The sequence below is a fragment of the Nocardioides sp. S5-5 genome, from assembly GCF_054954065.1.
On the sequence record NZ_CP199913.1, the window covers coordinates 3,259,153 to 3,281,266 of the forward strand.

At 71.2% G+C, this 22,114-nt stretch carries 26 protein-coding genes and 1 tRNA gene; 6 read left to right on the plus strand and 21 right to left on the minus strand.

What is annotated here, in order from left to right:
* Nucleotides 1–67 precede the first annotated feature (67 nt).
* Nucleotides 68–1,303, plus strand: a complete 1,236-nt coding sequence (locus ACUP6Y_RS15465; protein ID WP_462551645.1) for a DUF6880 family protein — start codon at nucleotides 68–70, stop codon at nucleotides 1,301–1,303.
* Between the two features lie 7 nt (nucleotides 1,304–1,310).
* On the opposite strand, the gene ACUP6Y_RS15470 is transcribed toward ACUP6Y_RS15465, so the two are convergent.
* The 12 genes from ACUP6Y_RS15470 to ACUP6Y_RS15525 all read right to left on the minus strand — a co-directional run bounded on the left by ACUP6Y_RS15470 (nucleotide 1,311) and on the right by ACUP6Y_RS15525 (nucleotide 11,180).
* Nucleotides 1,311–2,381 (minus strand): nucleotidyl transferase AbiEii/AbiGii toxin family protein, encoded by a 1,071-nt coding sequence (locus ACUP6Y_RS15470; RefSeq protein ID WP_462551646.1) that lies wholly within the window; start codon nucleotides 2,379–2,381, stop codon nucleotides 1,311–1,313.
* Nucleotides 2,371–2,940, minus strand: coding sequence for a type IV toxin-antitoxin system AbiEi family antitoxin domain-containing protein (locus ACUP6Y_RS15475; RefSeq protein WP_462551647.1), 570 nt, complete (start codon nucleotides 2,938–2,940; stop codon nucleotides 2,371–2,373). The genes ACUP6Y_RS15470 and ACUP6Y_RS15475 overlap by 11 nt, the downstream gene beginning before the upstream one ends.
* Before the next feature lie 41 nt (nucleotides 2,941–2,981).
* Nucleotides 2,982–3,377 carry a hypothetical protein gene (locus ACUP6Y_RS15480; protein ID WP_462551648.1) on the minus strand — a complete coding sequence of 132 codons (396 nt, stop codon included), beginning with the start codon at nucleotides 3,375–3,377 and terminating at the stop codon, nucleotides 2,982–2,984.
* Between the two features lie 70 nt (nucleotides 3,378–3,447).
* A complete protein-coding gene (locus ACUP6Y_RS15485; protein ID WP_462551649.1) occupies nucleotides 3,448–4,635 on the minus strand; it encodes a tyrosine-type recombinase/integrase in 1,188 nt (395 codons plus the stop codon).
* On the minus strand, nucleotides 4,628–4,834 hold the full coding sequence (locus ACUP6Y_RS15490; protein ID WP_462551650.1) for a helix-turn-helix transcriptional regulator: 207 nt from the start codon (nucleotides 4,832–4,834) through the stop codon (nucleotides 4,628–4,630). The genes ACUP6Y_RS15485 and ACUP6Y_RS15490 overlap by 8 nt, the downstream gene beginning before the upstream one ends.
* A gap of 177 nt (nucleotides 4,835–5,011) precedes the next feature.
* Nucleotides 5,012–5,085: transfer RNA gene (locus tag ACUP6Y_RS15495), tRNA-Met, on the minus strand.
* Between the two features lie 52 nt (nucleotides 5,086–5,137).
* A complete protein-coding gene (locus ACUP6Y_RS15500; RefSeq protein WP_462551651.1) occupies nucleotides 5,138–5,761 on the minus strand; it encodes a trimeric intracellular cation channel family protein in 624 nt (207 codons plus the stop codon).
* 18 nt (nucleotides 5,762–5,779) lie between these two features.
* Complete coding sequence (locus ACUP6Y_RS15505; RefSeq protein WP_462551652.1) at nucleotides 5,780–8,737, minus strand: UPF0182 family membrane protein; 2,958 nt, start codon at nucleotides 8,735–8,737, stop codon at nucleotides 5,780–5,782.
* Nucleotides 8,730–9,290 (minus strand): PPA1309 family protein, encoded by a 561-nt coding sequence (locus ACUP6Y_RS15510; RefSeq protein ID WP_462551653.1) that lies wholly within the window; start codon nucleotides 9,288–9,290, stop codon nucleotides 8,730–8,732. The genes ACUP6Y_RS15505 and ACUP6Y_RS15510 overlap by 8 nt, the downstream gene beginning before the upstream one ends.
* Nucleotides 9,291–9,299: 9 nt before the next feature.
* Nucleotides 9,300–10,337 carry a YlbL family protein gene (locus tag ACUP6Y_RS15515; protein ID WP_462551654.1) on the minus strand — a complete coding sequence of 346 codons (1,038 nt, stop codon included), beginning with the start codon at nucleotides 10,335–10,337 and terminating at the stop codon, nucleotides 9,300–9,302.
* A gap of 56 nt (nucleotides 10,338–10,393) precedes the next feature.
* Nucleotides 10,394–10,702, minus strand: a complete 309-nt coding sequence (locus tag ACUP6Y_RS15520) for a hypothetical protein (protein WP_462551655.1) — start codon at nucleotides 10,700–10,702, stop codon at nucleotides 10,394–10,396.
* A gap of 49 nt (nucleotides 10,703–10,751) precedes the next feature.
* Nucleotides 10,752–11,180 carry a molybdenum cofactor biosynthesis protein MoaE gene (locus ACUP6Y_RS15525; RefSeq protein WP_462551656.1) on the minus strand — a complete coding sequence of 143 codons (429 nt, stop codon included), beginning with the start codon at nucleotides 11,178–11,180 and terminating at the stop codon, nucleotides 10,752–10,754.
* Nucleotides 11,181–11,264: 84 nt separating this feature from the next.
* Between ACUP6Y_RS15525 and ACUP6Y_RS15530 the strand changes: the two genes are divergently transcribed.
* Both ACUP6Y_RS15530 and ACUP6Y_RS15535 read left to right on the plus strand, forming a co-directional pair.
* Nucleotides 11,265–12,590, plus strand: coding sequence for a zinc-dependent metalloprotease (locus ACUP6Y_RS15530; RefSeq protein WP_462551657.1), 1,326 nt, complete (start codon nucleotides 11,265–11,267; stop codon nucleotides 12,588–12,590).
* Complete coding sequence (locus tag ACUP6Y_RS15535; RefSeq protein WP_462551659.1) at nucleotides 12,587–13,129, plus strand: NUDIX hydrolase; 543 nt, start codon at nucleotides 12,587–12,589, stop codon at nucleotides 13,127–13,129. Before ACUP6Y_RS15530 ends, ACUP6Y_RS15535 begins: the two co-directional genes overlap by 4 nt.
* Before the next feature lie 4 nt (nucleotides 13,130–13,133).
* Here ACUP6Y_RS15535 and ACUP6Y_RS15540 read toward each other — a convergent pair whose 3' ends face one another.
* The 3 genes from ACUP6Y_RS15540 to ACUP6Y_RS15550 all read right to left on the minus strand — a co-directional run bounded on the left by ACUP6Y_RS15540 (nucleotide 13,134) and on the right by ACUP6Y_RS15550 (nucleotide 15,962).
* Nucleotides 13,134–13,691 carry a M48 metallopeptidase family protein gene (locus ACUP6Y_RS15540; protein WP_462551660.1) on the minus strand — a complete coding sequence of 186 codons (558 nt, stop codon included), beginning with the start codon at nucleotides 13,689–13,691 and terminating at the stop codon, nucleotides 13,134–13,136.
* Nucleotides 13,692–13,731: 40 nt separating this feature from the next.
* Nucleotides 13,732–14,781 carry a PHP domain-containing protein gene (locus ACUP6Y_RS15545; RefSeq protein WP_462551661.1) on the minus strand — a complete coding sequence of 350 codons (1,050 nt, stop codon included), beginning with the start codon at nucleotides 14,779–14,781 and terminating at the stop codon, nucleotides 13,732–13,734.
* Between the two features lie 359 nt (nucleotides 14,782–15,140).
* Nucleotides 15,141–15,962: an enoyl-CoA hydratase/isomerase family protein gene (locus tag ACUP6Y_RS15550; RefSeq protein ID WP_462551662.1), complete on the minus strand. Its 822-nt coding sequence runs from the start codon at nucleotides 15,960–15,962 to the stop codon at nucleotides 15,141–15,143.
* Between the two features lie 139 nt (nucleotides 15,963–16,101).
* Here ACUP6Y_RS15550 and ACUP6Y_RS15555 point away from each other — a divergent pair, with 139 nt between their 5' ends.
* Complete coding sequence (locus tag ACUP6Y_RS15555) at nucleotides 16,102–16,260, plus strand: DUF5679 domain-containing protein (RefSeq protein ID WP_238408271.1); 159 nt, start codon at nucleotides 16,102–16,104, stop codon at nucleotides 16,258–16,260.
* Between the two features lie 203 nt (nucleotides 16,261–16,463).
* A complete protein-coding gene (locus ACUP6Y_RS15560; protein WP_462551663.1) occupies nucleotides 16,464–17,306 on the plus strand; it encodes a hypothetical protein in 843 nt (280 codons plus the stop codon).
* An 18-nt stretch (nucleotides 17,307–17,324) separates the two neighbouring features.
* On the opposite strand, the gene ACUP6Y_RS15565 is transcribed toward ACUP6Y_RS15560, so the two are convergent.
* From ACUP6Y_RS15565 to ACUP6Y_RS15585, 5 genes are all read right to left on the minus strand, one after another.
* Nucleotides 17,325–17,495, minus strand: coding sequence for a hypothetical protein (locus ACUP6Y_RS15565; RefSeq protein ID WP_462551664.1), 171 nt, complete (start codon nucleotides 17,493–17,495; stop codon nucleotides 17,325–17,327).
* A 146-nt stretch (nucleotides 17,496–17,641) separates the two neighbouring features.
* Nucleotides 17,642–17,809 carry a hypothetical protein gene (locus tag ACUP6Y_RS15570; RefSeq protein ID WP_462551665.1) on the minus strand — a complete coding sequence of 56 codons (168 nt, stop codon included), beginning with the start codon at nucleotides 17,807–17,809 and terminating at the stop codon, nucleotides 17,642–17,644.
* A gap of 45 nt (nucleotides 17,810–17,854) precedes the next feature.
* On the minus strand, nucleotides 17,855–18,121 hold the full coding sequence (locus ACUP6Y_RS15575; protein ID WP_141003398.1) for a WhiB family transcriptional regulator: 267 nt from the start codon (nucleotides 18,119–18,121) through the stop codon (nucleotides 17,855–17,857).
* Between the two features lie 151 nt (nucleotides 18,122–18,272).
* Nucleotides 18,273–18,536, minus strand: a complete 264-nt coding sequence (locus ACUP6Y_RS15580; protein ID WP_462551666.1) for a hypothetical protein — start codon at nucleotides 18,534–18,536, stop codon at nucleotides 18,273–18,275.
* A gap of 157 nt (nucleotides 18,537–18,693) precedes the next feature.
* Nucleotides 18,694–20,769 (minus strand): ATP-dependent DNA helicase UvrD2, encoded by a 2,076-nt coding sequence (locus tag ACUP6Y_RS15585; RefSeq protein ID WP_462551667.1) that lies wholly within the window; start codon nucleotides 20,767–20,769, stop codon nucleotides 18,694–18,696.
* Nucleotides 20,770–20,924: 155 nt separating this feature from the next.
* Between ACUP6Y_RS15585 and ACUP6Y_RS15590 the strand changes: the two genes are divergently transcribed.
* On the plus strand, nucleotides 20,925–21,179 hold the full coding sequence (locus tag ACUP6Y_RS15590; RefSeq protein ID WP_462551668.1) for a mycoredoxin: 255 nt from the start codon (nucleotides 20,925–20,927) through the stop codon (nucleotides 21,177–21,179).
* A gap of 2 nt (nucleotides 21,180–21,181) precedes the next feature.
* On the opposite strand, the gene nudC is transcribed toward ACUP6Y_RS15590, so the two are convergent.
* Nucleotides 21,182–22,096: an NAD(+) diphosphatase gene (gene nudC, locus ACUP6Y_RS15595; protein WP_462551669.1), complete on the minus strand. Its 915-nt coding sequence runs from the start codon at nucleotides 22,094–22,096 to the stop codon at nucleotides 21,182–21,184.
* Between the last annotated feature and the right edge of the window lie 18 nt (nucleotides 22,097–22,114).

Genomic DNA, 22,114 nt, shown 5'->3' on the forward strand with positions numbered 1-22,114 from the left:
AAGTTGATTCGCAGGACCAGGACGAGCATGTAGCCGCGGGGGCGCGCAGGGAAGGCGGGAGGAGACAATGGTTTCCGTGAGCACCCTCGCCGACGCCGTACTCCCACTGATCCGCACCCGATCGGACCTCTACCGATACAGCGCCGCCAACGCGCACGGCCGGGACATGCACGAGGCAGTCGACATCCTCGAAGCCGCGATCCCCACGACCGAACCGGCCGAGATCTACTCGGTCACGCACCGGGCGCTCGCGTCGTCGCTCAAAGTAGTCGCGCGCGCGGACGACTCCAGCGGCATCATCGGCGACGCGTGCCGTCGGCTGCTGGCGCTCCACCCGCAGGCAGCCGCCGCGGCCCGGACGCCGGTCGGGAAGCTGATCGACTGGATGATGAAGTTCCAGTTCGATGACGACGAAGTCGACTACTTCGAGCTCGACCCGGTGGCGTACGCTCCGGCACTCGGCGACGTCGGGATGGCCTCCTACCGGAAGAAGCTGGCCGAGGTCGAGGCGAAGCTTGGTCCCCGTCCGGCCGACCGGTGGAACTCCGGCCACTCCCACGAGTGGTTCACCCTGGACTGGAACGCCCAGCGGCTCGCCGTCCTCGACCACGACGTCGACGCGATCATCCGCACCCACGCCAAGGACCGGAAGGTCGCGGCGTGGCTGGAGGACACCGCCGAAGCTTTCGAGGAGATCGGTGAGATCGACCTCGCCATCGACTGGGCGAAGCAGGCGACCGACTTCGACCGTGGGCACCAATCGCTCAAGGCGGCGGACTACTGGTGCGGGCTGCTGGAGGCGCATCGGCCAGCCGAGGCGCTCGACGCGTGGCTCTCGGTGTTCCGCAAATGGCCCTCGTCGACCTCGGCGGCGCGGCTGCACAAGGCGGCGGGAAACTCCTGGCCGGACTATCGCGACGAGGCTGTGGCGACCCTCGCGGCGAGTCCGCGGGACGCGGTCCTATTCGCACTTCTCACCTTGAAGGAGCCGGAGTTCGCGTGGAATCTCGCGCACTCGCTGGCTCTCGACAGCGACCACACCTGGAGCGAGCTGGTGAAGGCCTACGAGAAGGTCGACCCGATCGCCACCCTGCCGATCCACCAGCGACTCGTGGAGAACGAGCTGGTCGAGGCCGGCGCCCAGCATTACCGGCTGGCAGCGCGAAGGCTGGCGAAGATGCGGAAACTCAGTGCCGGGTCCGAGAAGTCGGCGGAGGTCTACGACCTGATCGCGGACCTGCGCGAGATCCATCGGCGTCGCCCGCGGCTGCAACAGGAGTTCGACCGGGCAGGGCTGCCCTGAGGGCGCGTCAGTCTCGGTCGGGTCGCGGTGACCTGCCACGGGTGACCTTGACGTGGGACGGCAGCGGCTCGTCGGGGTCGCTGGTCGCCTCAGCTTCCTCCGCCGCCCTTGCCTCCTCGTCGATGAGTCCAATGAGATCGACCTCCTTGATCCAGGCGTTAACTTCGGCAACCGCATCGTCGAGAGACAGGGCTACGCCGCCGGAGGCAACCGCTCGGGCGAAGTCGTTGGTCCAATGCGGGTGAGCCGCGAGGAGCGGTGGCCACGCGCGGGTCGCGAGGCCGAGTTGTGCGGCCTCATCGGCCCGGGCTGCGAACACCGCCTTTGCCGCTGGCCGGATCTCGGCCAGCGTCGGGCTCCCGGTCGACGCGGCGAGGTCGCGAAGCAGGAGCAGATCCACGACATCGCGGGCGCGGTCGTTGATCGAGTCCGGCGGCTCGTGCGGGTCCGAGACCGCGTGGAGCTTCTGCGCGATCTGGAAGCGCATGGCGATCCCGACGAGGGCATCCGGGTCCGGCAGCCCGAATCCGGCGAGTGGCGGTGGCTCGATGGTCTCCTGCTCGTTGCTCACGCCGGCTTCGTCAGGTGAGACCTCGAATTGGATGCGGCGCCAGGTCACACCTCGCAGTTCAAGGATGATGTCGAAACGGCGTGGCTTGACGAGCTTGGTCGGCACGTTGACCGTCTCGACCTCGCCCCGCCGGAGGGTGAGCGGACCCCACGGTTCGTCGAGTGCCTCGTCCAAGGCGAGGATGAACTTGTCGAGGTCGCCACGGATGAGACCGTCGACGTCCTTGGTGGTGCGGGCCGTAGCCGGCAGCCGGTGCTGCAGCAGGGTGCCGCCCTTGAGCAGGAACAGATGCCGACCCTCGGCATCGATCGCTCGCTGCACAGCGGCGATCGCGACAGAGGAAGCGATCAGCCAACCGAGCCGACCGCCCTTCGCCTCGTCGCCGAGCTTGCCCTCGGCCTGGGCGATCCAGGTATTGAGGACCTTGGCCGAGGCAGGCTCCTTGGTCTTCGGCTTCAGGGTGCGCAGCAGGGCGGCCAACCTGGAGCCCAGGTGTTCATCGTTCATGGCGAGCCTCCAACGCGGCGGCAAGCTCGTCGCGCTCAGTCGCCTTCAGATAGCCCTGCCCATGGCCGCGCTCGATCGCCTGACGCAGCAGGTACGTCGGCGTGCCGTAGGTCAGGCACTGGGCAATGGCCGTCGCCGGTGTGACCGTCGGGATCGCCTGCCACCAGCCGATTTGATTCGGGGCGAGGTCCTCGTAGTGCACGACGTAGTCGTCTCCACCCGCTCTACGGAAGCGGCGCTGCTTGCCGACGGTGAGGTGAGTGCGGTTGGGGTTCACGTCGCTGATGCCGTAGCAGTCCAGCGCCGTTTCGTGCGACAGGACCGCCTCGGGCACCCGTGTCCACAGCACCGCGAGGGCGAGCTGATCGTGTTCGCCCGCCGGGTAGTTCGGGAATCGATAGACGCCGTGCTCGGCGCGCTCCAAGGTGCCGCGATGGATGAGCATCTGGAGTGCCTGTTTCCCGATGCCAGCCTCGGCCGCCTGTTGAGCGGTTACGTAGCCGTGCTGTGCGGTCGCGATGTCCCACAGCTGGTCTCTCGCCAACGGCTTCGTCGTCATGGCAATAGTATAACGAAACCGTGATACTTCTGCCACCGACGTCACGTTTCGGCGTCCTCGTCATCATCGCGCTCGGGCTCGAAGCCGAGTTGCTCAGCGCACCTCGGGCAGAGGGTCTTGTACCAGCCGCGCCCGCCTCGCGCGAGGAGTCGACCCGGCCGGCCACAGCACTCGCAGATTTCGTAGGACCTGGCCTCAGCATCCCGGATCAGCGCGAAGAACGCCTCCGATGTCTCCTCGTCGCCTTCGGCGGGCCAGGCGTAGTAGCGCAGACCACCGAACTTCTCCTTGACCTGGCTGGGCCTATAGCCCGGAGACAGAATCTTCAACTTCACCTCCAGCTCGGAGATCAGCGGACCCCAGCCGTCATCGCACTCGAAGCACTTGTGCCCGTCCCCCTTCGGGGTCGCCCGAACCTGGTCGGTCTCGTCGTTCATCGTTGCTCCTTTCCCATCAGGTCGACCCGCCCTCGACGCTACGGACGAGGTCCGACAACGGCCAACCGGATTACGCGTCGTCGGTGCGGGCGAACGCCTGGTCGAGCAGTTCGGCGGTCAGCGGGTTCACCTGCTCGTTACGGCGGATGTAGTGCTCGATCGTCACCTTCGGGTCGGTGTGGCCGAGCAGTTCCGAGGCGAGGTTGAGGCTGGCCTGCTCGTTGATCACGGTGGCGACGGTGCGACGGAACATGTGCGGACTGACCCCTTCGATGCCGGCGGCGCCGAGGACCTTGCGCAGTTGGCGCCGCACGTTGGCCGTCGTGAGCGGCGTACTTTCCCTGCTGCAGAAGACCAGCGCGTCGAGCGAGTGGTCGGCCATGATCGCCAGCCGCCGGCGCAGCGCCTCCGCCGTGAAGGACGGCAGCGCGACCACCCGGTTGGAACGGTCGGTCTTCGGGTGCTCTTGTCGGTAGGTGCCGACGCCGCGCTCAGAGATGACCGTGCCGCAGATCCGCAGCGTCGCCGGCGTCGTCGTCAGGTCCAGATCGCGGCGCCGGATGGCGAGCACTTCGCCGATCCGGGCCGACGTGCCGAGCATGACCTCGACGATCTGGCCGAGTTGGCCGTCGGGGTTCGGACCCGAGGTGCCGCTTGATTGTTCCCAGGCCTTGATTACGGCGCGGATCGCGTTGACCTCGGTGGCGGTCAACGCGGTCGGGGTCCGTTTCGGCTTGTGGAGTCGGGAGACGTTGTCGATCGGATTGCGCACCAGCACTTCGTGCCGCACCGCCAGCGCGAACGATTGCCGCAGCACAGTCCGCGCCCGCTTCGCCGACGAGTACGACTCCTGACCCAACTGCTTGAGCAGAGCATCGCAGCGCGCAACGCCGATCTCGCGCAGCGAGTAGCCACGAAAGGCCGGGAGCACGAGCCGGTTCATGTCCCGCTCGTAGTTGAACCGGGTCGCCGGGGCGATTCGGTTCTCCATGTCCAGATCCGCCAGCCAGTACTCGACCAGTGCCGGGAACGGGCTGTCCGGTGTCAGCGTCGTGTCTACGGGCTGGAACACGTTGCGCTCAGCAAGCCGCCGCTTCAACTCGGCCTCGGCCGCCGGCCTCGACCTGGCGGTCGCCTGTACGAGCCGCGTCTGGCCGTCCCAGTCGCGGAAACGGGTGCGGGCCTCCACCTTGCCCTTCGCGCGCGGGATGAACGTGATCTCGCCGTACCCGCCGATGGGAATGCGTGGCCTACTCATGAGACCCGCCCTCGTGACGCTCCTCCAGCCACGCGGCAATGTCGCTGGCCGCGAACCGCAGGTGCTTGCCGAACTTGTAGGCCCGCGGCGCCCGGCCGGACAGCCGCCAGTCATAGATGGTCTGCACGGGGACACCGAGGTACTCGGCAAGCTCCTCGACCCCGATGAGGGGCTCCAGCCCCAGGTCTGTGGTGTTCATGCCCATCAGGTGCGCAAGGCCGGACGAGCAGTCCCGAGGCGACCAGCACCGACGACGCTGAGGCCCGACGGCGCGACGCTGCGCACCTGCCAATGTGATGGGTAAAACGATGGGATCGCATGTTTGCCCCCAAAGCAAAAGTCCAGGTCAACCTGTGGCTGACCTGGACTTTCTTTGTAGCGGGGGCAGGATTTGAACCTGCGACCTCTGGGTTATGAGCCCAGCGAGCTACCGAGCTGCTCCACCCCGCGTCGGTGAACCCAACGTTAGGGCATACCCCCAAACGCCACCAAATCGGGGCGTTCACGACGATGACGGCGGCGGTTCCAGGCGGGGCACGGGCGCCCGCCACCCCCGTCGTACGGCGAGCAGCCGCCACCCGATCGTGACCACCGCGGCCGGGGCGAGGATCACACCGTGGGCGATGCCGAGCTCGGCGCCGGTGGCCGCGAGGGCGGCGCCAGCGAGGGCGGGGATGGCATAGAGCTCGCCGTGGCGGAAGATCACGGGGACGCGTCCGGCGAGCAGGTCACGGATGATGCCGCCACCGACGCCGGTGACCATGCCGAGGGCGGCGGAGGGGGCGGGGCCGAGACCGTACTCCTGCGCCTTCAGCGCGCCGGCGACGCAGAACAGGCCGAGGCCGAAGGCGTCGAAGACGTTGATCTCGCGCTCGAGCCGGCCGAAGGCCGGGTGCAGCCCGAAGGTGACCAGCCCGGCGACGACCGGGACGAGCAGGTAGCGCCAGTCGGCGATGGCCGGGGGCGGCACGGCGCCGATCACGACGTCGCGGATGACGCCGCCGCCGAGGCCCGTCGCCATCGCCAGCACCACGACGCCGACGATGTCGAGCTGGTTGCGTACGGCGACCAGCCCACCAGAGATCGCGAAGACGAAGATCCCGACCAGGTCGAGGGTCAGCAGCATGGGGCGATCATGTCGCAGCTACTGCGCGTCGCGCTCCTTGTCGCGCTCGTCGGCGAGCTTGACGGCCTTCTCCACGGCCTTCTGGGCCGCCTCGAGCTGCTTGGCCCACTCGACCGTGTCGCCCCTCTGCTGGGCGGCAGTGGCCGCCGCGAACGCGTCGTCGGCCTTGCGCAGCTGTCCCGCGATCCGCTCCTCCAGCGTGCCGCTCGGCTCGCCCGTGTCGGGCTGACCGGTGTCCGGCTCCCCCGTGTCGGGCTGACCGGTGTCCGGCGCCGGCTCGCCGGTCGCGAGGTCGATGTCGAAGGCGTCGCCGAGGGCGGCGGGCAGGGTCTCGCCGATGCCGACGTTCTCGCCGTACTTGACGATGACGTACTGCAGGATCGGGAAGCTCGACGACCCCGTGGTCCGTACGACGTAGATCGGCTCGATGTAGATCAGGCCGCCCTCGACCGGCAGGGTGAGCAGGTTGCCGTAGCGCGGTGGGGTGTCCCGCTGCACGTTGAGGTCGCGCAGCGTCTCGATGACCCGCTCGTCCTGCTTCATCTCGTTGACGACCTGGCCGGGACCGGGCGAGTTCTGGTCGGTCATCTCGAGCAGCCGCAGCTTGCCGAAGTTCGCCTTCGTCGCGTCCGAGTTGACCTGCAGGTACGACGCGAGCGTGCCCTTGCGGTACGGCACGAAGACCGACGTCAGCGACCAGTCGCTGTCGACCGAGTCGGCCGCGCCCGTCGCATAGAGCCGGTACGGCGGCTGGAACACCTCGCGGGACGCGTTCGGGTCCTCGGGCACCTGCCAGCGGTTGTTGCCCTGGTAGAAGTCGCCCGCCTCGGTGACGTGGTAGCGCGCCAGCTGGTAGCGCTGCACCTTGAACAGGTCCTCGGGGTAGCGGATGTGCTGCATCAGCTGGTCGTCGATCGCCGACTTCGGCTCGACCGCGCCGGGGAACGCCTTCATCCAGGTCTTCAGGATCGGGTCGTCCTCGTCCCACTGGTAGAGCGTGACCGTGCCGTCGTACGCGTCGACCGTGGCCTTGACCGCCGAGCGCATGTAGTTGATCTCGTCGGTGGGGATGGTCTGCAGCCCGGTGTCCTGCTGCAGCGAGTCGTCGATCATGGCGGCGAACGACTCGCGCTGGGCGTTCGGGTAGCGGTCGGTGGTGGTGTAGCCGTCGAGGATCCACACGATCTTGCCGTCGACCACCGCGGGGTACGGGTCGCCGTCGACGGTCAGCCACGGCGCGACCTTCTCGACGCGCTCGGTGGGCGTGCGGTTGTAGAGCACCTTCGAGTTGCCGTTGACCCGCCCGGAGAGCAGGAAGTTCGGCTCGCCGAACTTGATGGCGTACATCAGCTGGTTGAACGTGCTCCCGATCGGGACGCCGCCCTTGCCGTCGTACGTCGTGCGCTGCACGTCGGGCGAGTTGCCGGCGTTGGCGAGCCCGAGCTCGACGCTGGCGTCGTCCTTGCTGGCCTTGCCGACGATGGAGTACGTCGGGCTCAGCTCGCCGAAGTACAGCCGGGTCTCGAACTTGCTGGCGTCGGTCAGGTCGGTGCGGCCGCTGGAGCCGCTGCCGATGCCCTCGGCCCACACGATGCGGCCGTTGACCTCGTCACCGGGGGCGACCTGGTTGGCGTAGGCCGCGATCAGGCCCTCGCCGTGGGTGTAGACGGTGTGCAGGTTGGACCAGTTCTGGTCGGAGGCGTCGATGCCGGACTGGTCGAGCTCACGCGCGCCGAGGACGAGCGGCTCGCTCTTGCCGTCGATCTCGTAGTGGTCGACGTCGAGCACGTTCGGCACCGAGTAGTACGACCGGATCTGCTGGCGCTGCTGGAAGGTGTCGCGCACCTGCTGCGGGTCGACGACCGGCGCGGCGGTGAGCTGACCGAGCACCGCCTGCGCGGCGTCGGCGCCGGGTGTTCCTGTGGGCGCGCCGGGGAACTCCTCGGTCGCGACGCCGCTGAGCCCGTAGGCCTCGCGCGTGGCGTCGATGTTGACCTTGATGTACGGATTCTCCTTGTCGGCCTCCGACGGCTTGACCTGGAAGTTCTGCACGATGGCCGGCCAGATCATGCCCAGCAGGACGGCGGACAGGGCCAGCAGCGCGAGGCCGACCGAGGGCAGCTGCCAGGTCTTGCGCCACACGTTGAGGAAGAACAGCACCGCGCAGATCAGCGCCACGCCGACCAGGATGTTGCGCGCGGGCAGCATCGCGTTCTCCCCGGCGTAGTTCATGCCGGTGAAGAGCCGGTGGTCGTCGGCGACGAGGTCGTAGCGGTCGAGGTAGTAGTCGACCGACTTCATCAGCACGAACGCGCCGAGCAGGACCGAGAGCTGGACCTGGGCGGCCGCGGAGAGGCGGTCGTGGGCGACCTGGAGCCGGATGCCGCCGTAGAGGTAGTGGACGATCGCGGTCGCGATCAGCGACACGATCGCCACGGCCATCACGAAGTCGATGACGAAGTTCCACCAGGGCAGGTCGAAGACGTAGAAGCCGATGTCCTTCTTGAAGTACGCGTCCTTGCTGCCCCATGGCTCGGCGTTGCGCCACAGCAGGAAGGTGCGCCACTGCCCGATCGCGGAGGTGCCGGCGAAGATGCCCACGACCACGCCGACGCCGGCCAGCAGCCAGCCGCGGATCGGGGTGACGGCGTCGCGATAGCGGTCGACCCCGTCGGGCCCGGCCATGAGGAACAGCGGCCGGAACCGGAACGCGAGGTACATGTTGAGCGCGACGATCCCGCCCATCACCGCGCCGAAGGCGAGGAACAGCCCGATCCGGGTCCACAGCATGGTGCTGAACACCCCGCCGAAGCCGACCTCCTTGTACCAGAGCCGGTCGGTGTAGATGCTCGCGAAGGCGCTGAGCAGGAAGAACCCGACGATGAGCACCACACCGGTGATCACCAACGCTCGGGTACGACGGCCGGGCCGCTCGGGCGCGGGGCGCTCCGGCTCCTCGTCGAACAGCTCACTCATCGGTCTCGTCCTCCGCGTCGTCGAGCAGGGTGGCACGCAGCAGCTCCAGGAGCCCCGGCACCAGATCGTTGCCGCCCATGACGGCACTGTCCTCGTCGTGGCTGCGCATCCGCAGCGCGCAGTAGCCGGCACCGTGCCGGGTCACGCCCGCGACGATGCGAACCTCCTCGGCGTCGGGGTGCTCGCGCGCGAACTCCGCGGCGGCCGCCGGGTCCTCCGGCACCTGGCCGTCGGCGGCCGGCGGGAGCACCAGGCGCTCGACCACGGCCGCGCAGCCGGTGACCACGTCGGGCCACTGGATGCCGGGGAGCACCTCCTCCAGCTGCTGCCCGGGCGGCAGCTCCTCCTGCTCCACGGGCGTCAGCGAGCCCTGCTCGGCCGGGGCGTCCAGGCCGAGCTGGGCCGCGAGCGCGGGCTCCTGGGCCACCAGGCGCGCGGTGTCGACGAGGGCGTAGAGCCGGGCCTGCTGGTCCCAGCCCGCCCGGGCATGGTGCCCCTCGAGCTCGAGCACGGCGGCGGCCAGGGCCGGGTCGACGTCCAGGTCATAGTCCATCGCTGGTCCTCAGCAGCTCGGCAGGGCGGCGTCGTGGTCGCCGACCCACTTCTCCAGCGCGAGGCGGGCCTCGTGCATCGTGGTCGCCTTCACCAGGCGCAGGTCGGGGTGCAGGCCCTTCACATCCTCGCAGTTGTCCTTCGGCACGAAGAACAGCTTCGCGCCGGCGGCCTGCGCCCCCGCGATCTTCTGCTCGATGCCGCCGATCGGCCCGACCTTGCCGTCGGACGCCAGCTCGCCGGTGCCGGCGACGGTCGCGCCGCCGGTCATGGAGCCGGGGGTGAGCGTGTCGTAGATGGCCAGGGAGAACATCAGCCCGGCGCTCGGCCCGCCGACCTGCGGGTCGACGCGCAGGTTGATCGTGAACGGGAACTCGTAGCCCAGGCCGAGCGAGACGCCGACGCGCGGCTTGCCGTCGATCTCCTCGGGCTTGAGCCGCACGGTCAGCTCGCGCTTGTCGCGCAGGATCCGGAACTCCACGAGCGAGCCGTCGTCGTGCTTGCGGACCGCGGCGACGATCTGGTCGGCACTGGTGACCGGCTCGCCGTCGACCTCCTTGAACACGTCGCGGACCAGCAGCTTGTCCTTCGCCGGGCCGTCCTCGTCGACCAGCGCCACCTGCACGGCGGTCGGCACCTGGTAGCCCAGCTCGGTGAGCGCGACGGCCTTCGCGACGTCCTGCGACGTGGTCATCTGGACCGCGCCCTCGGCCTTCTCGTCGGCCTGCGACGTCTCGGGCGGGTGGACGACGTCGTACGGCAGGATCGCCTTGTCCGGGTCGAGCCAGCGCGACAGGGCCTCGCCCAGCGACAGCCTCTGGCCGTACGACGAGGCCACCACCGTCGTGAACCTGATCTGGCCCTTGTCGTAGTACGCCTCGTGCCCGTCGACCTGCACGACCTCGGCCTGGTCGGCGTCCTTGCCGAGGATGTCGTACGTCGGCCCGGGGCTGTACGACGCGTACGGCAGCGGCACCACGAGTGCGATGCCGCCCAAGATCAGCACCAACGGAGCCGCGATGCAGGCGGCGATCAGGCGCTGGCTCATGGCGCCTACCTTGTCAGATGAGTCCAATGAGCCTGCACCCGCCGGTGGGGGCCGGCTCAGGACGCGCGGCGGTCGCCGCTCACGTCGGCGGCGTCGTCGACCGGCTCTCCCTCGGCGCCACCGGCCACCACCGACGGCCGGGTCTGGGACGCGCGCAGGGCGACGCCGGTGTGCCGCTCGGGCGCCCGCGCGGGGACGGCGTACCCCGGGCGCGAGCGCTGCTCCCGGGTCAGCGCCTCGCCGAGCCGGCGGGCCGCGGTCTCGCGGTCGACCTCGCCCCGGCCCTCGCGGCCCCACCACGCGACCCACGCCATCGAGGCGAGGGTGAGCGCGGCGGCCGGCAGCAGCCAGAGCAGGATCTCCACTCCACGAGGGTAGGTCGGGCCCGGTCGCCGTCCGGTCAGGACACGCGCGTCACGGGGAGCCGACCCACTCGTCCGAGCCGTCGATGAACCGCTGGTGCTTCCAGATCGGCACCTCCGCCTTGAGCGTGTCGATCAGCGCCCGGCTGGCCTCGAACGACGACCCGCGGTGCCCGGCCGTCGTGGCGACGACGACGGCGAGGTCGCCGATCTCGAGGTCACCGACCCGGTGGACGGCGGCGACCGCGGTGACGTCGTACGCCTCGGCGATCCGCTCGCACACCTCCCGCAGCCGGTCGAGCGCGGAGGGGTGCGCGGAGTACGACAGCCCGGTGACGCCCTGCCCGTGGTCGTGGTCGCGGACCCGGCCGACGAAGAGCACCAGCCCGCCCGATCCGGCGTCGTCGAGGCGCTCGAGCACGTCGCTCACCGAGAGCGGCTGGTCGGAGATCGCGGCGAGGCGCACGGCGGGGTTCGGCATGCGGCCCACTCTAGGGTCAGGTCCGGGGTCGGCTCAGGGCTGTCCCCGACACGGCAGGTTGTGGATCGGGCGTAGTTTTGACCCATGACCGACAACCCGGGCGACGACCAGCCGAACCCGTTCAAGGGCACGCCGTTCGAGCAGATCTTCGGCGCGCTCGGAGGCGCCCTCCCCGGTGGCGCCGGCGGCGGGATGGCCTTCTTCCAGCAGCTGCAGTCGCTGATGCAGCCCCACGACGGCCCGCTGAACTGGGACGCCGCCAACGACATGGCCCGCAAGGCCGTCGCCCAGGAGCCCGATCCCTCGCCCACCCAACGCGACCGGGACCGGGTGGCCGACGCCGTACGGCTGGCCGACCACTGGCTCGACGCCGCCACCGGCTTCGCCTCCGGCGTCGGTACGACGGCCGCCTGGAGCCGCGCGGAGTGGCTGGTCGAGACCCAGCCGGTGTGGCAAGTGCTCGTGGAGCCGGTCGCGGCCCGCTCGGTCACCGGGCTGTCCAGCGGCCTGCCCGAGGAGATGAAGGCCGCGGCCGGCCCCCTGGTCGGCATCATCGGCCAGGCGGTCGGCGGGATGATGGCGATGCAGATCGGCCAGGGCCTCGGCGCGCTGGCCGGCGAGGTGCTCACCGCCTCCGACATCGGCCTCCCCCTCGGCGCCCCCGGCAAGGCGGCGCTGGTGATGACCAACGTCCGCGCGTTCGCCGAGGGCCTCGACGTCACCGAGGACGACGTCGTGCTCTATCTCGCGCTGCGCGAGGCCGCCCACCAGCGGCTGTTCGCGCACGTGCCGTGGCTGCGCGAGCACCTCATCGGCGCGGTGACCGACTACGCCCGCGGCCTGGAGATCAACGCCCAGCAGATCCAGGACCGGGTCCAAGAGCAGCTGCGCGGCATCGACCCGAGCAACCTCGAGGCGATGCAGGGCCTGCTCGAGGGCGGCATGTTCGACCCGCCGCAGACCGAGGCGCAGACCGCCGCGCTGTCCCGGCTCGAGATCGCGCTGGCCCTGGTCGAGGGCTGGGTCGACGAGGTCGTCGGCCAGGCCACCGCGGAGCGGATGCCCGCCGCCACCAAGCTGCGCGAGGCGGTCCGCCGCCGTCGTGCCGCCGGCGGACCGGCCGAGCAGACCTTCGCCGCACTGGTGGGCCTCGAGCTGCGCCCGCGCCGGCTGCGCGACGCCTCCACGCTGTGGGGCGGCCTGCGCGCCCGCTCCGGCCAGGAGGCCCGCGACGGCGTGTGGATGCACCCCGACCTGCTCCCCACCGCCGCCGACCTCGACGACCCGCTGACCTTCCGCGCCGAGGCCACCCAGCCCGAGGAGCTCAGCGAGGACGAGTTCGACGCCGAGCTGCGCAGGCTGCTCGACGGTCCCGACTCGCCCGACGCCCCCGACTCCCCCACCGAGTGACCCTCCACGCGGACGCCCTGGGCGTCCTCAGGAGCTGGCGCGCGCCCGACGCCGCCGAGGGGGCGCTGTGCGAGCGCTATGTCGCCCACCTGGCGTCCACGCCGGACGGCATGTGGCGCACGGCGTACCCCGACCACATCACGGCCGGCACCCTCGTCATCGACGCGGCCGGGCAGCGGGTGCTGCTCAACCTGCACCGCAAGGCGGGCCGCTGGTTCCACTTCGGCGGGCACTGCGAGGACGGCGACGCCACCCTGGCCGACGTCGCCCGTCGCGAGGCACACGAGGAGAGCGGGCTGCTCGAGCTCGTGTTCCACCCCGAGCCGGTCCAGCTCGACCTGCACACGGTGCCCTTCTGCGGCGAGCGCGGTGAGGTCAACCACCTCGACGTGCGCTACGTCGCCGCCGCGCCGCCCGAGGCCGTCGCCGTGGTCAGCGAGGAGTCCCTCGACGTGCGCTGGTGGCCGCTCGACGGTCTGCCCGAGCTCGAGCCCGCGATGCATGCGCTCATCGCCCGCGCCCGCGCGATCCTGTGCTAGTGGCTCAATCCACGTCCTCGCCCGGGACGACCTGCTCCGACGGCGGTCGGTCGATCCGGGCGGCGTCGGACCAGCCGGCGAGGTAGCCCTTGGCCTTCTCGGCGGCCGGGTAGAGCGCGACCCAGCCCCAGAACCGCTCGTCGTGGTGCGGCTCGATCAGGTGCGCCAGCTCGTGGACGATCACGTAGTCGATCACCCACTCCGGCATCCGCTGCAGCCGTTCGGAGAGCCGGATGGTGCGGTCCTTCGGCGTGCATGAGCCCCAGCGGGTGCGCTGGTTGCCGACCCAGCGGACCGACTCCGGCACCGCGATGCCCCCGAGATACTCGTCGCTCAGCTCCCGCGCGCGCCGCATCAGGTCCTCGTCGTCCCAGCGGCGCGGAGCCGCGGCGCGCAGCTCCTTGCGCTCGACGCGGGCGACCATCTTCGAGACCCAGGCGCGCTCCTCGGTGACCGAGAGGTTGTCGGGCACCAGCACCACGATGGTCTCGCCCTCGCGATACGCCGTGACGGTACGACGACGGCGCTGCGAGCGTCGTACCTCCACGCGCGGGGTGGGCATGGCCCGACCCTACGACTCCCCCGGCTCGAGTGGTGGGACCTCACTGATCAGGGGCGGCCCACTCCAGCAGCCGCTCCACAGGCCAGGTGTTGACGATCCGGTCGGCGTCGATGCCGGCGGCCTCCGCGCGCTCGCAGCCCAGCAGCGGGTAGTCGAGCTGTCCCGGCGCGTGCGCGTCGCTGTCGATCGAGAACAGGCAACCGACGTCGCGGGCCAGCTCGAGCAGCCGGGTCGGCGGGTCGCGCCGCTCGGGGCGGGAGTTGATCTCGACCGCGACCCCCTCCTCCGCGCAGGCCTCGAACACCGTCCGCGCGTCGAACCGGGACTCCGCGCGCGTGCCGCGGTTGCCGGTGACCAGTCGTCCGGTGCAGTGCCCCAGGACGTTGGTGAACGGGTTGCGGACCGCCGCGACCATCCGGCGGGTCAGCGGCTCGGGGTCCATGGCGAGCTTGGAGTGGACGCTGGCGACCCGGACGTCGAGCCGGTCGAGCATCTCCTCGGTCTGGTCGAGCGCGCCGTCGTCGAGGATGTCGACCTCGATCCCCTTGAGCAGCCGGAAGCCGTCGCCGAGGTGCGCGTTCACCGCCTCGACGACCGCCAGCTGCCGGGTCAGCCGCTCCGCCGAGAGCCCGCGGGCGACCTTGAGCCGCGGCGAGTGATCGGTGAGCACGAGGTAGTCGTGGCCCAGCTCCATCGCGGTCATCGCCATCTCCTCGATGGGCGAGCCGCCGTCGGACCAGTCGGAGTGGGAGTGCAGGTCGCCGCGCAGACGTGCCCGCAGCGCGGTCCCGGCACCGTCGGCGGTCTGGGCGCCGCCGTACTGCTGCTCGGCCTCGGCCAGCTTGTCCGGCAGCCGGCCGGCCGCCGCCTGGGCGATCACCCGCGCCGTGCTGGCGCCGACCCCGGGCAGCTCGGTGAGCGTCCCGGCCGCGGCCCGGGCGGCGACGTCGTCGGGATCCAGGGGCAGGATCGCCGCGGCCGCGCCGCGGTAGGCCTTGACCTTGTAGCTGTCCGCCCGGCCCCGCTCCAGGAGGAACGCGATCCTGCGCAGCGCCGCCACCGGCGTGCCGTCGTACCCCTGCTCGCTCACGCGCTCATCCGTCCTCGAGAAATGTCTGTCCACAGGCCGTGGATGAACCTGTCGGCCCCATCCTCGCTGGTCAGCCGACGGTACGACGCCCGCGGCCCCCGCCCCGCCCCCGCGTCCTCCACAGCCTGGTTCCCGGTTCTCCCCCGTCCATCCACGACCCCACCCCCACCGTCCACAGGTTTATCCACAGCCCTGTCCACAGGACGCGCTGCGCCCGGATTGACCAGGCCCGCCGGGATGCCTAGGTTCGTCCCCGACGAGGCCCCTCGGGGCCGCGGCACCTCGCTCGCAAGGGGAAGGCAAGCGAGAGGCCGCGGCACCGGGGGTCTCTTCCTGTCTGGCCCCAGGCTCCGCGCCGCTCAGCGGCCGGTGAAGACCGGCGGCCGCTTCTCCTGCGCCGCCCGGATCCCCTCGAGCAGGTCCGCGGTCGCCAGGGTGACCGGCTGGGCCAGGCCCTCCCACTCCAGCGCCGTCTCCAGGCTCGCGTGGCCGTGCTGGAGCGCCCGCTTGGTGAGCCTGGTCGCGATCGGCGCGGCGGCCGCGACCTCGGCGGCGGTGGCCAGCACGCCTGCACGGAACTCGTCGGCCGCCCAGACCCGCGACACCAGACCCAGCCTGAGCGCCTCGTCGGCGTCCACCAGCCGCCCGGTCAGGAACAGGTCGCGGGCCGCGGCCGGCCCGACGGCGTCGGGCAGCAGGTAGGTGCCGGCCATGCCCGGGTGGATCCCCAGCTTGGTGAACGGGACGCCCATCGTGGCCCCGCGGGCGGCGTACCTGAGGTCGCAGGCCAGCGCCAGGCACAGCCCCGCGCCGATCGCCGCCCCGTTGATCGCGGCGATCGTCGGCACCTCCAGGCGTCGGATCGAGAGCCAGGCGTGGTAGAACGGCAGCATGCGCGCGCGCAGGTCGTCGACCGTCGCGTCCGGCTCGGAGGCCAGCCAGGACAGGTTGCCGCCCGAGCAGAAGCCCTTGCCCTCCCCGGTCACCACGACGACGCGCACCGTCCGGTCGCCGGCGAGGTGGTCGACCGCCCGCACCCACGACTCGGTCATCTCGTCGCTCATCGCGTTGCGCAGCTCGGGCTGGTCCAGGACCAGCAGCGCGACCCCCTCCGCGGGTCGTTCGAGGCGCAGATGGGTCAGCGACGGCGGTGTGGACGGGTTCACAGCGGATTCAGACATGCGGGGCACGCTACTGCGACTCCGCAGCAGCGTGCCGTAGGGTCGTGGAGGTCCGGAGTGCTGCTCCGGACCCCGGCGGGCTTCCCCCCGTGTCCCCGTCGCGACGACCGAACGAACAAAGATGAGCAAGGAGGCCGTCATGGCGGAGACCTGGAGCGGCGAGTTCTACTGCGTCAAGTGCAAGGAGAAGCGCGAGGCCGAGGGCGAGGTCAAGGTGAACGAGAAGGGCACCCGGATGGCCAAGGCCGTCTGCCCCGTCTGCGGCACCAACCTCAACCGCATCCTCGGCAAGGCCTGACCGATCGGGCCGAGTGCGTCTTCGGCGACGCGAGAGGCAGCAAGCTGCCGGAGGTCGCCTCCCGCCGCGCTGCCGGCCTGATCCACAGGCACTCAGCCGACTTTCACGGGCGGCTCCACTGCGGTGGAGCCGCCCGTGGCGTCTTCTCGGCGCCCTGTGGATGACCAGCACGCGGGCGCGCGCCGGCGTGCCACGCTGCTGCCATGGCCTCCCGGACCCACCTGCTGCGCCCCGGCACCCCGGTGCTGAGCCGCTCCCCCGGCGTGCTTCAGGTCGGCCTGGCGGCTCCGGCCCTCCGGCTGCCCGACCACCCCGCCGTCCGCCGTCTTCTCGACGACCTCGCCGAGCCCTCCGGCCACACTCCCCCCGACGACCTGCCGGCCGAGGCGGCCGAGGCGCTCGCCCGGCTGCTCGACGCCGGCCTGGTCCACGCCGCCGCGCCGGACGTACCCGCCCACCTGCTCGCCCAGAGCGGCCCGGACGCCGTACGACGTCAGGCGGCCCGCGCAGCCAGCGCGGTCGCCCTCGACGCCCCGCCAGGCGTCCGCGCCGCCCTCGCGCCGCTGGTGGCCGCCGCCGGGCTGGACCTCGCCACGGCGACACAGGACGCCACGGTCCGCCTGGTCGTCGCCGACGGCCCTCTCGATCGCGAGCGGCTCGACCCGCTGGTGCGCGGCTCGGTGCCGCACCTCCTGATCGGCGGGGACGCCACCGGCCTGCGGATCGGCCCGTTCGTCGTCCCCGGCCACACCGCCTGCCTGCGCTGCGTCGACGCCCACGAGTCGCTGCACGACCAGCGGCTGCCCCTCCTGAGAGCCCAGGCGGCCCGCCAGTGCGCCGGACGGCCACCGCCGCGCGACCCGGTGCTCGACCAGCTCGCCCTGGCCTGGGCGGTGCGCGACCTGAGCCGGTTCGTGGAGGGCGAGGAGCCCAGCACCTGGTCGACCACCGTCGACCTGGGCCCGTCCGGCCCGCCGGTCCTCACCCCGTGGGGTCGGCACCCGTGGTGCGGCTGTGCCTGGGACGGCTTCCTCGACCTGCCCTGATGCCCCGCCGGGCCGGCGCTACCACCACTCGCTGTCGAGCTTGGCCTCCATCGAGCGCAGGTGGGTGCGCGAGCACTCCTCGCAGTAGCGGCGGCCCCGGCCACGCTCGACCGACGTCGTCCAGGTCAGCGGCGGCTCGTCGCCCTCGGCCTGGCGGCCGCAGAAGTCACAGGTGACGCTCTCCCTCACCCGGCCAGAGTAGGGCGTCGCACCGCAGAGATGCCGGAAGGGCCGGCCCGACGATCGGTCGGTCCGGCCCTTCCTTCTCACCCGCGATCAGGTGCCCTCCGAGGAGGCCTCGGAGAATTCCGGTCTCGCTGGTCCGCGACGCGGACTCAGAGTGCGCGAGCGAGGGCGAGACGAGCCTGCTGCGCTGCACGCTCGGCCTTGCGGCTCAAGCGGCGGGCGCGGGCCATCCTGCTGGCCGCGCGCAGCTGCTGCGCCTCTCCCAGGCGCATGGCCATGTGGGCACGCGCCAGGTCTTCGTTCATCAACTGGGTCATCTCAAGCTCCCAAGGTCGTTCGATACGGATTGCGGAAGGGGTGGACTACGCCGCGGCGTCCTTGCGCGGGCGGCCCCGGGGCCGCTTGCGCGGGATCACCACGCCGGCCAGGAACAGCTCACCGCCCCAGACGCCCCACGGCTCACGCCGCTCCAAGGCGCCCGAGAGGCACATGCTCTGGACCGGGCAGTCCAGGCACAGCGCCTTGGCGGCCTCGACGTCCGACGGGGACTCGGCGAACCACAGCTCCGCGTCGTTCAGCCGGCACGGCAGCAGCTCGTCCAGCGTCGGCTCGAGAACACTGGTCGTCATCTGCTTTTCACCTCCTCAACTCAATGCACCTGATCGCGTTGTCATTTCCGTGGGATCCGGACTTCGCGTATCTCGGTCTGAGAAGTACGAAGGCCGCGGATCCCGGTCTGATTCGGGTTCCGCGGCCTGGAGGCTGCCGAGCTGAGCTGACTCAGATCGGTGGGCTCCAGGCGTGGACACCCGGGACGTGGGCGGCGTTGCTGCCACGGTGGTCCGTGCCGGTGATGGCGCGCTCCCGCTTGGCCTCGACGGCAAACGGCACGACGGCGGTCGAAACCGTGGCCGGACGCACGGCGATGCCCTGGACCTCGAGGGTCGCGAGGGCAGAGGTGGCGCAGCCGAGGGTCGCGGACAGCGTGGGCTGCCAAGCGGACGTCATCACCGTGAAGACCGGGTTCATCGTCATGTTCTCCATCAGGGGCCACCTCCTTCGGTGCGTGTGGGCGCCAGCCTTGTCAGAGCTGTGATGCGCAGTGGAACGTGCCTGACGACCGTAATGGCCGGTCAACGAGGCATGCAAATCATTTATCGAGGTTTTTCGAGGTTTTTTCAAACCGCGCTCCTCGGGGTGCTCAGGTGCCCTCCGAGACCAGCGCGAGCACCGCGTCGCCGTACCTCTCGATCTTGCTCGGCCCCACCCCGTTGACCTTCGCCAGCGCGGCCATCGAGGTCGGCTTGTGCTCGGCGATCAGCTCGAGGGTGGCGTCGGTGAACACGACGTACGCCGGCAGCGGCTTGCCGTCCTCGCCGGCCTCCCGCGCGGTCTCCAGGCGCCAGGCCTTGAGCCGCTCGAACAGCGCCTCGTCGTAGCGGACCGGGTGGTGGGCGCAGCGTCCGCGCTTCTTCTCCGCGGCCGTGGTCAGCGGCTGGAGGCAGTCGCGGCAGCGGGCGACCTTCGTGCGGCCACGGGTCTGCTGCGGCTGCTGGCTCGCGGGCAGCATCGGCACGATGAACCGCGAGGGCTGGCGCCGCGGAGCCTGTCCCGGGTTGCGGGCGGCGGACCAGGACACCATCAGCTCGCGCCGGGCCCGGGTCATGCCGACGTAGAGCAGCCGGCGCTCCTCCTCGACCGCGTCGGGCCGCGCGCCCTCCTGCTCGGCGTAGATGATCGGGACCGTGCCGTCCTGGACACCGCAGCAGAACACGGCGTCCCACTCCAGGCCCTTGGCGGCGTGGAAGGTCGCCAGGGTGACGCCGTCGGCGGTCGGCGCGTGCTGCTCGGCGGCCCGCCGGTCGAGCTCCTCGACGAAGGTCGCCACCGACGCCTCGATGCCGCGCTCGGTGGCGAACTCGTCGGCCTGGTCGGCCAGCGCCTGGAAGGACTCCCACCGGTCGCGCACCTGTCCGCGCGAGGTCGGCGGCTCCGCGGTCCAGCCCATGGCGCCGAGGACGTCCTTGACCACCTCGAGCCACGGACTGTCGTCGCTCTCCCCCGACCGCGCCGCCCCCCGCAGCCGGGTCACCGCCTCGAGCACCTCGCGCCGCTCGAAGAAGCGCGCCGCGCCGCGCACGATGTAGGGGATCCCCCGGTCGGCGAGCGCGTCCTCGAAGGTCTCGGACTGGGCGTTGATCCGGAACAGCACCGCCATCTCGCCGTACGGAGTCCCGCCGCGCTGCAGCCGCAGGATCCGGTCGGCGACGCTGCGCGCCTCGGCCACCTCGTCGGGCTCCCCGACATAGCGCACCGCCGAGCCGGACGGCTGCTGCGAGCGCAGGTCGACGCCGGCGCTGGGCGTGCCGGAGAGCAGGGTGTTGGCCGTCTCGACCACCTGGGGCGTCGAGCGGTAGTTGCGGACCAGCTCGATGGAGGTCGTGCCGGGGTAGCGCTTCGGGAAGTCGCGGAGGTAGTCGGCGTCGGCGCCGGCGAAGCTGTAGATCGTCTGGGCCGGGTCGCCCACGACGCACAGCTCGTCGCGCCCGCCCAGCCACAGGTCGAGGAGCGCGGACTGGAGCGGCGAGACGTCTTGGAACTCGTCGACGACGAACCACTTGTACTGCCGCCGCACCTGCGCCGCCACCCGCTCGTCGGACGCCAGCACGCCGGCGGTCAGCAGCAGCACGTCCTCCATGTCCATCCGGCCCTGGTCGCGCTTGACCAGCTCGTAGGCGTCGATCACGCGGCCGATCGCCTCGGGCGTCTGGTCGGCGACCGAGCGGCCCTTGGCCGGCGCGATCCGCGGGTAGTCGTCGGCCCCCACGTTGCTCACCTTGGCCCACTCGATCTCGGAGGCGAGGTCGCGCAGCAGCGCCTGCTCGGCGCGGATGCCGAGGTGACGGCAGGCCGCGGCCAGCATCGGGATCTTGGACTCGGTGAGGGTCGGCAGCTCGGTGCCGTGGACGTGGGGCCAGAAGTAGCGCAGCTGACGCAGCGCCGCGCTGTGGAAGGTCCGGGCCTGGACGCCCGGCGCCCCGAGCTGGCGCAGCCGTTGGCGCAGCTCCCCGGCCGCCCGCGTCGTGAAGGTGACCGCCAGCACCTCGGTCGGCGCGTAGACCCCGGCCATCACGCCGTGGGCGATCCGGTGGGTGATCGCCCGCGTCTTGCCGGTCCCCGCACCGGCCAGCACCCGCACCGGACCCCGCAGCGTCTCCGCGACCTGCCGCTGCTCGGGGTCGAGCGCGGAGAGGAGCCGTTCGATGGACTCGGACATGGGTGGGGGCGCTCCTTCGGGACGGGCCGGCGTCGGGACGTCCAACCTAGACCGAGCCCCCGACAGACCGGGCGCGAGGCGACGCCTCCGGAACAAGCCCACGACCGGCGTGGTTGAGTGAAGGCGAGCCCGAACCGACCGGAAAGAGCGCCCCGATGACCTTCACGATGTACACCACGCCGTGGTGCGGCTACTGCCACCGCCTCAAGAGCCAGCTGGACCGCGAGGGCATCGCCTACGAGATCGTCGACATCGAGGCGCAGCCCGAGGCGGCCGCGATCGTCGAGTCCGCCAACGACGGCAACCAGACCGTGCCGACACTCGTGTACGCCGACGGCACCGCGCAGACCAACCCCAGCGTCGCGCAGGTGAAGGCGAAGCTCACCGAGCTCGAGCAGCTCGGCGCCTAGCATCACCAGCTGCCGGGAAGCGCACCGCCGTACCAGTCCTCGACCAGCGAGCGGCTGATCGACACGCCGCTGCCCGGCAGCACCAGGGTGCCCTCCTCGGTCTGGCGGAGCATCTCCTCGCGGGTGAACCAACGCGCGTCCTCCACGTCGGCGTCGTCGAGCCGGATCTCCTCCGACACGGCCCGACCGTGGAACCCGAGCATCAGGCTCGAGGGCAGCGGCCACGGCTGGTTGCCGAAGTAGCACACGTCGCCGACGACCACGCCGGTCTCCTCGAGCACCTCACGGCGGACCGCGTCCTCGAGCGCCTCTCCCGGCTCGCAGAACCCGGCCAGGGTCGAGAAGCGTCCCACCGGCCAGTTGCGGTTGCGCCCCAGCAGGCAGCGCTCCTCGGGCGTCCCCGGCTCCCCGGCCGAGATGAGCATGATCACCGCCGGGTCCGAGCGCGGGAACTGCGGCTTGCCGCAGCCGGCGCACACCAGCTCGTGTCCCGCCGACCGCGGCTCCAGCGTGCCGCCGCAGCGCGGGCAGAACCGGTGCGCCCAGTGCCACTCGGCCAGGCCGATCGCGTGGAACACCAGCGGCGCCTGGTCGACCTGCTCACCGCTGAGGTGCGGCAGCAGCCCGCGCAGCGGAAGCCATCGCTCGGGCTCGGCCCGCGCCACCTCGCCCGGCACGATCACCGCCCACCAGGTCACCCCGCCGCGCTCCCCGAGCAGCACCCGGACGCCGTCCGGCGCCTGCGCCGTCGACACCCACTCCAGCCCCACGGGGCCGGGGCGCACCCGGGTCCCCGCAATCACCAGCACCCGGCCCGCCGGGTCGGACCAGCGCTCCTCCAGCCACGCGTGGTCCGTACGGAGCAGGCCGAGACGATCGTGCGGGTCGGCGGCCAGGGACTGGTGCGGGTAGGTCACGATCCGAGCCTAGGACGC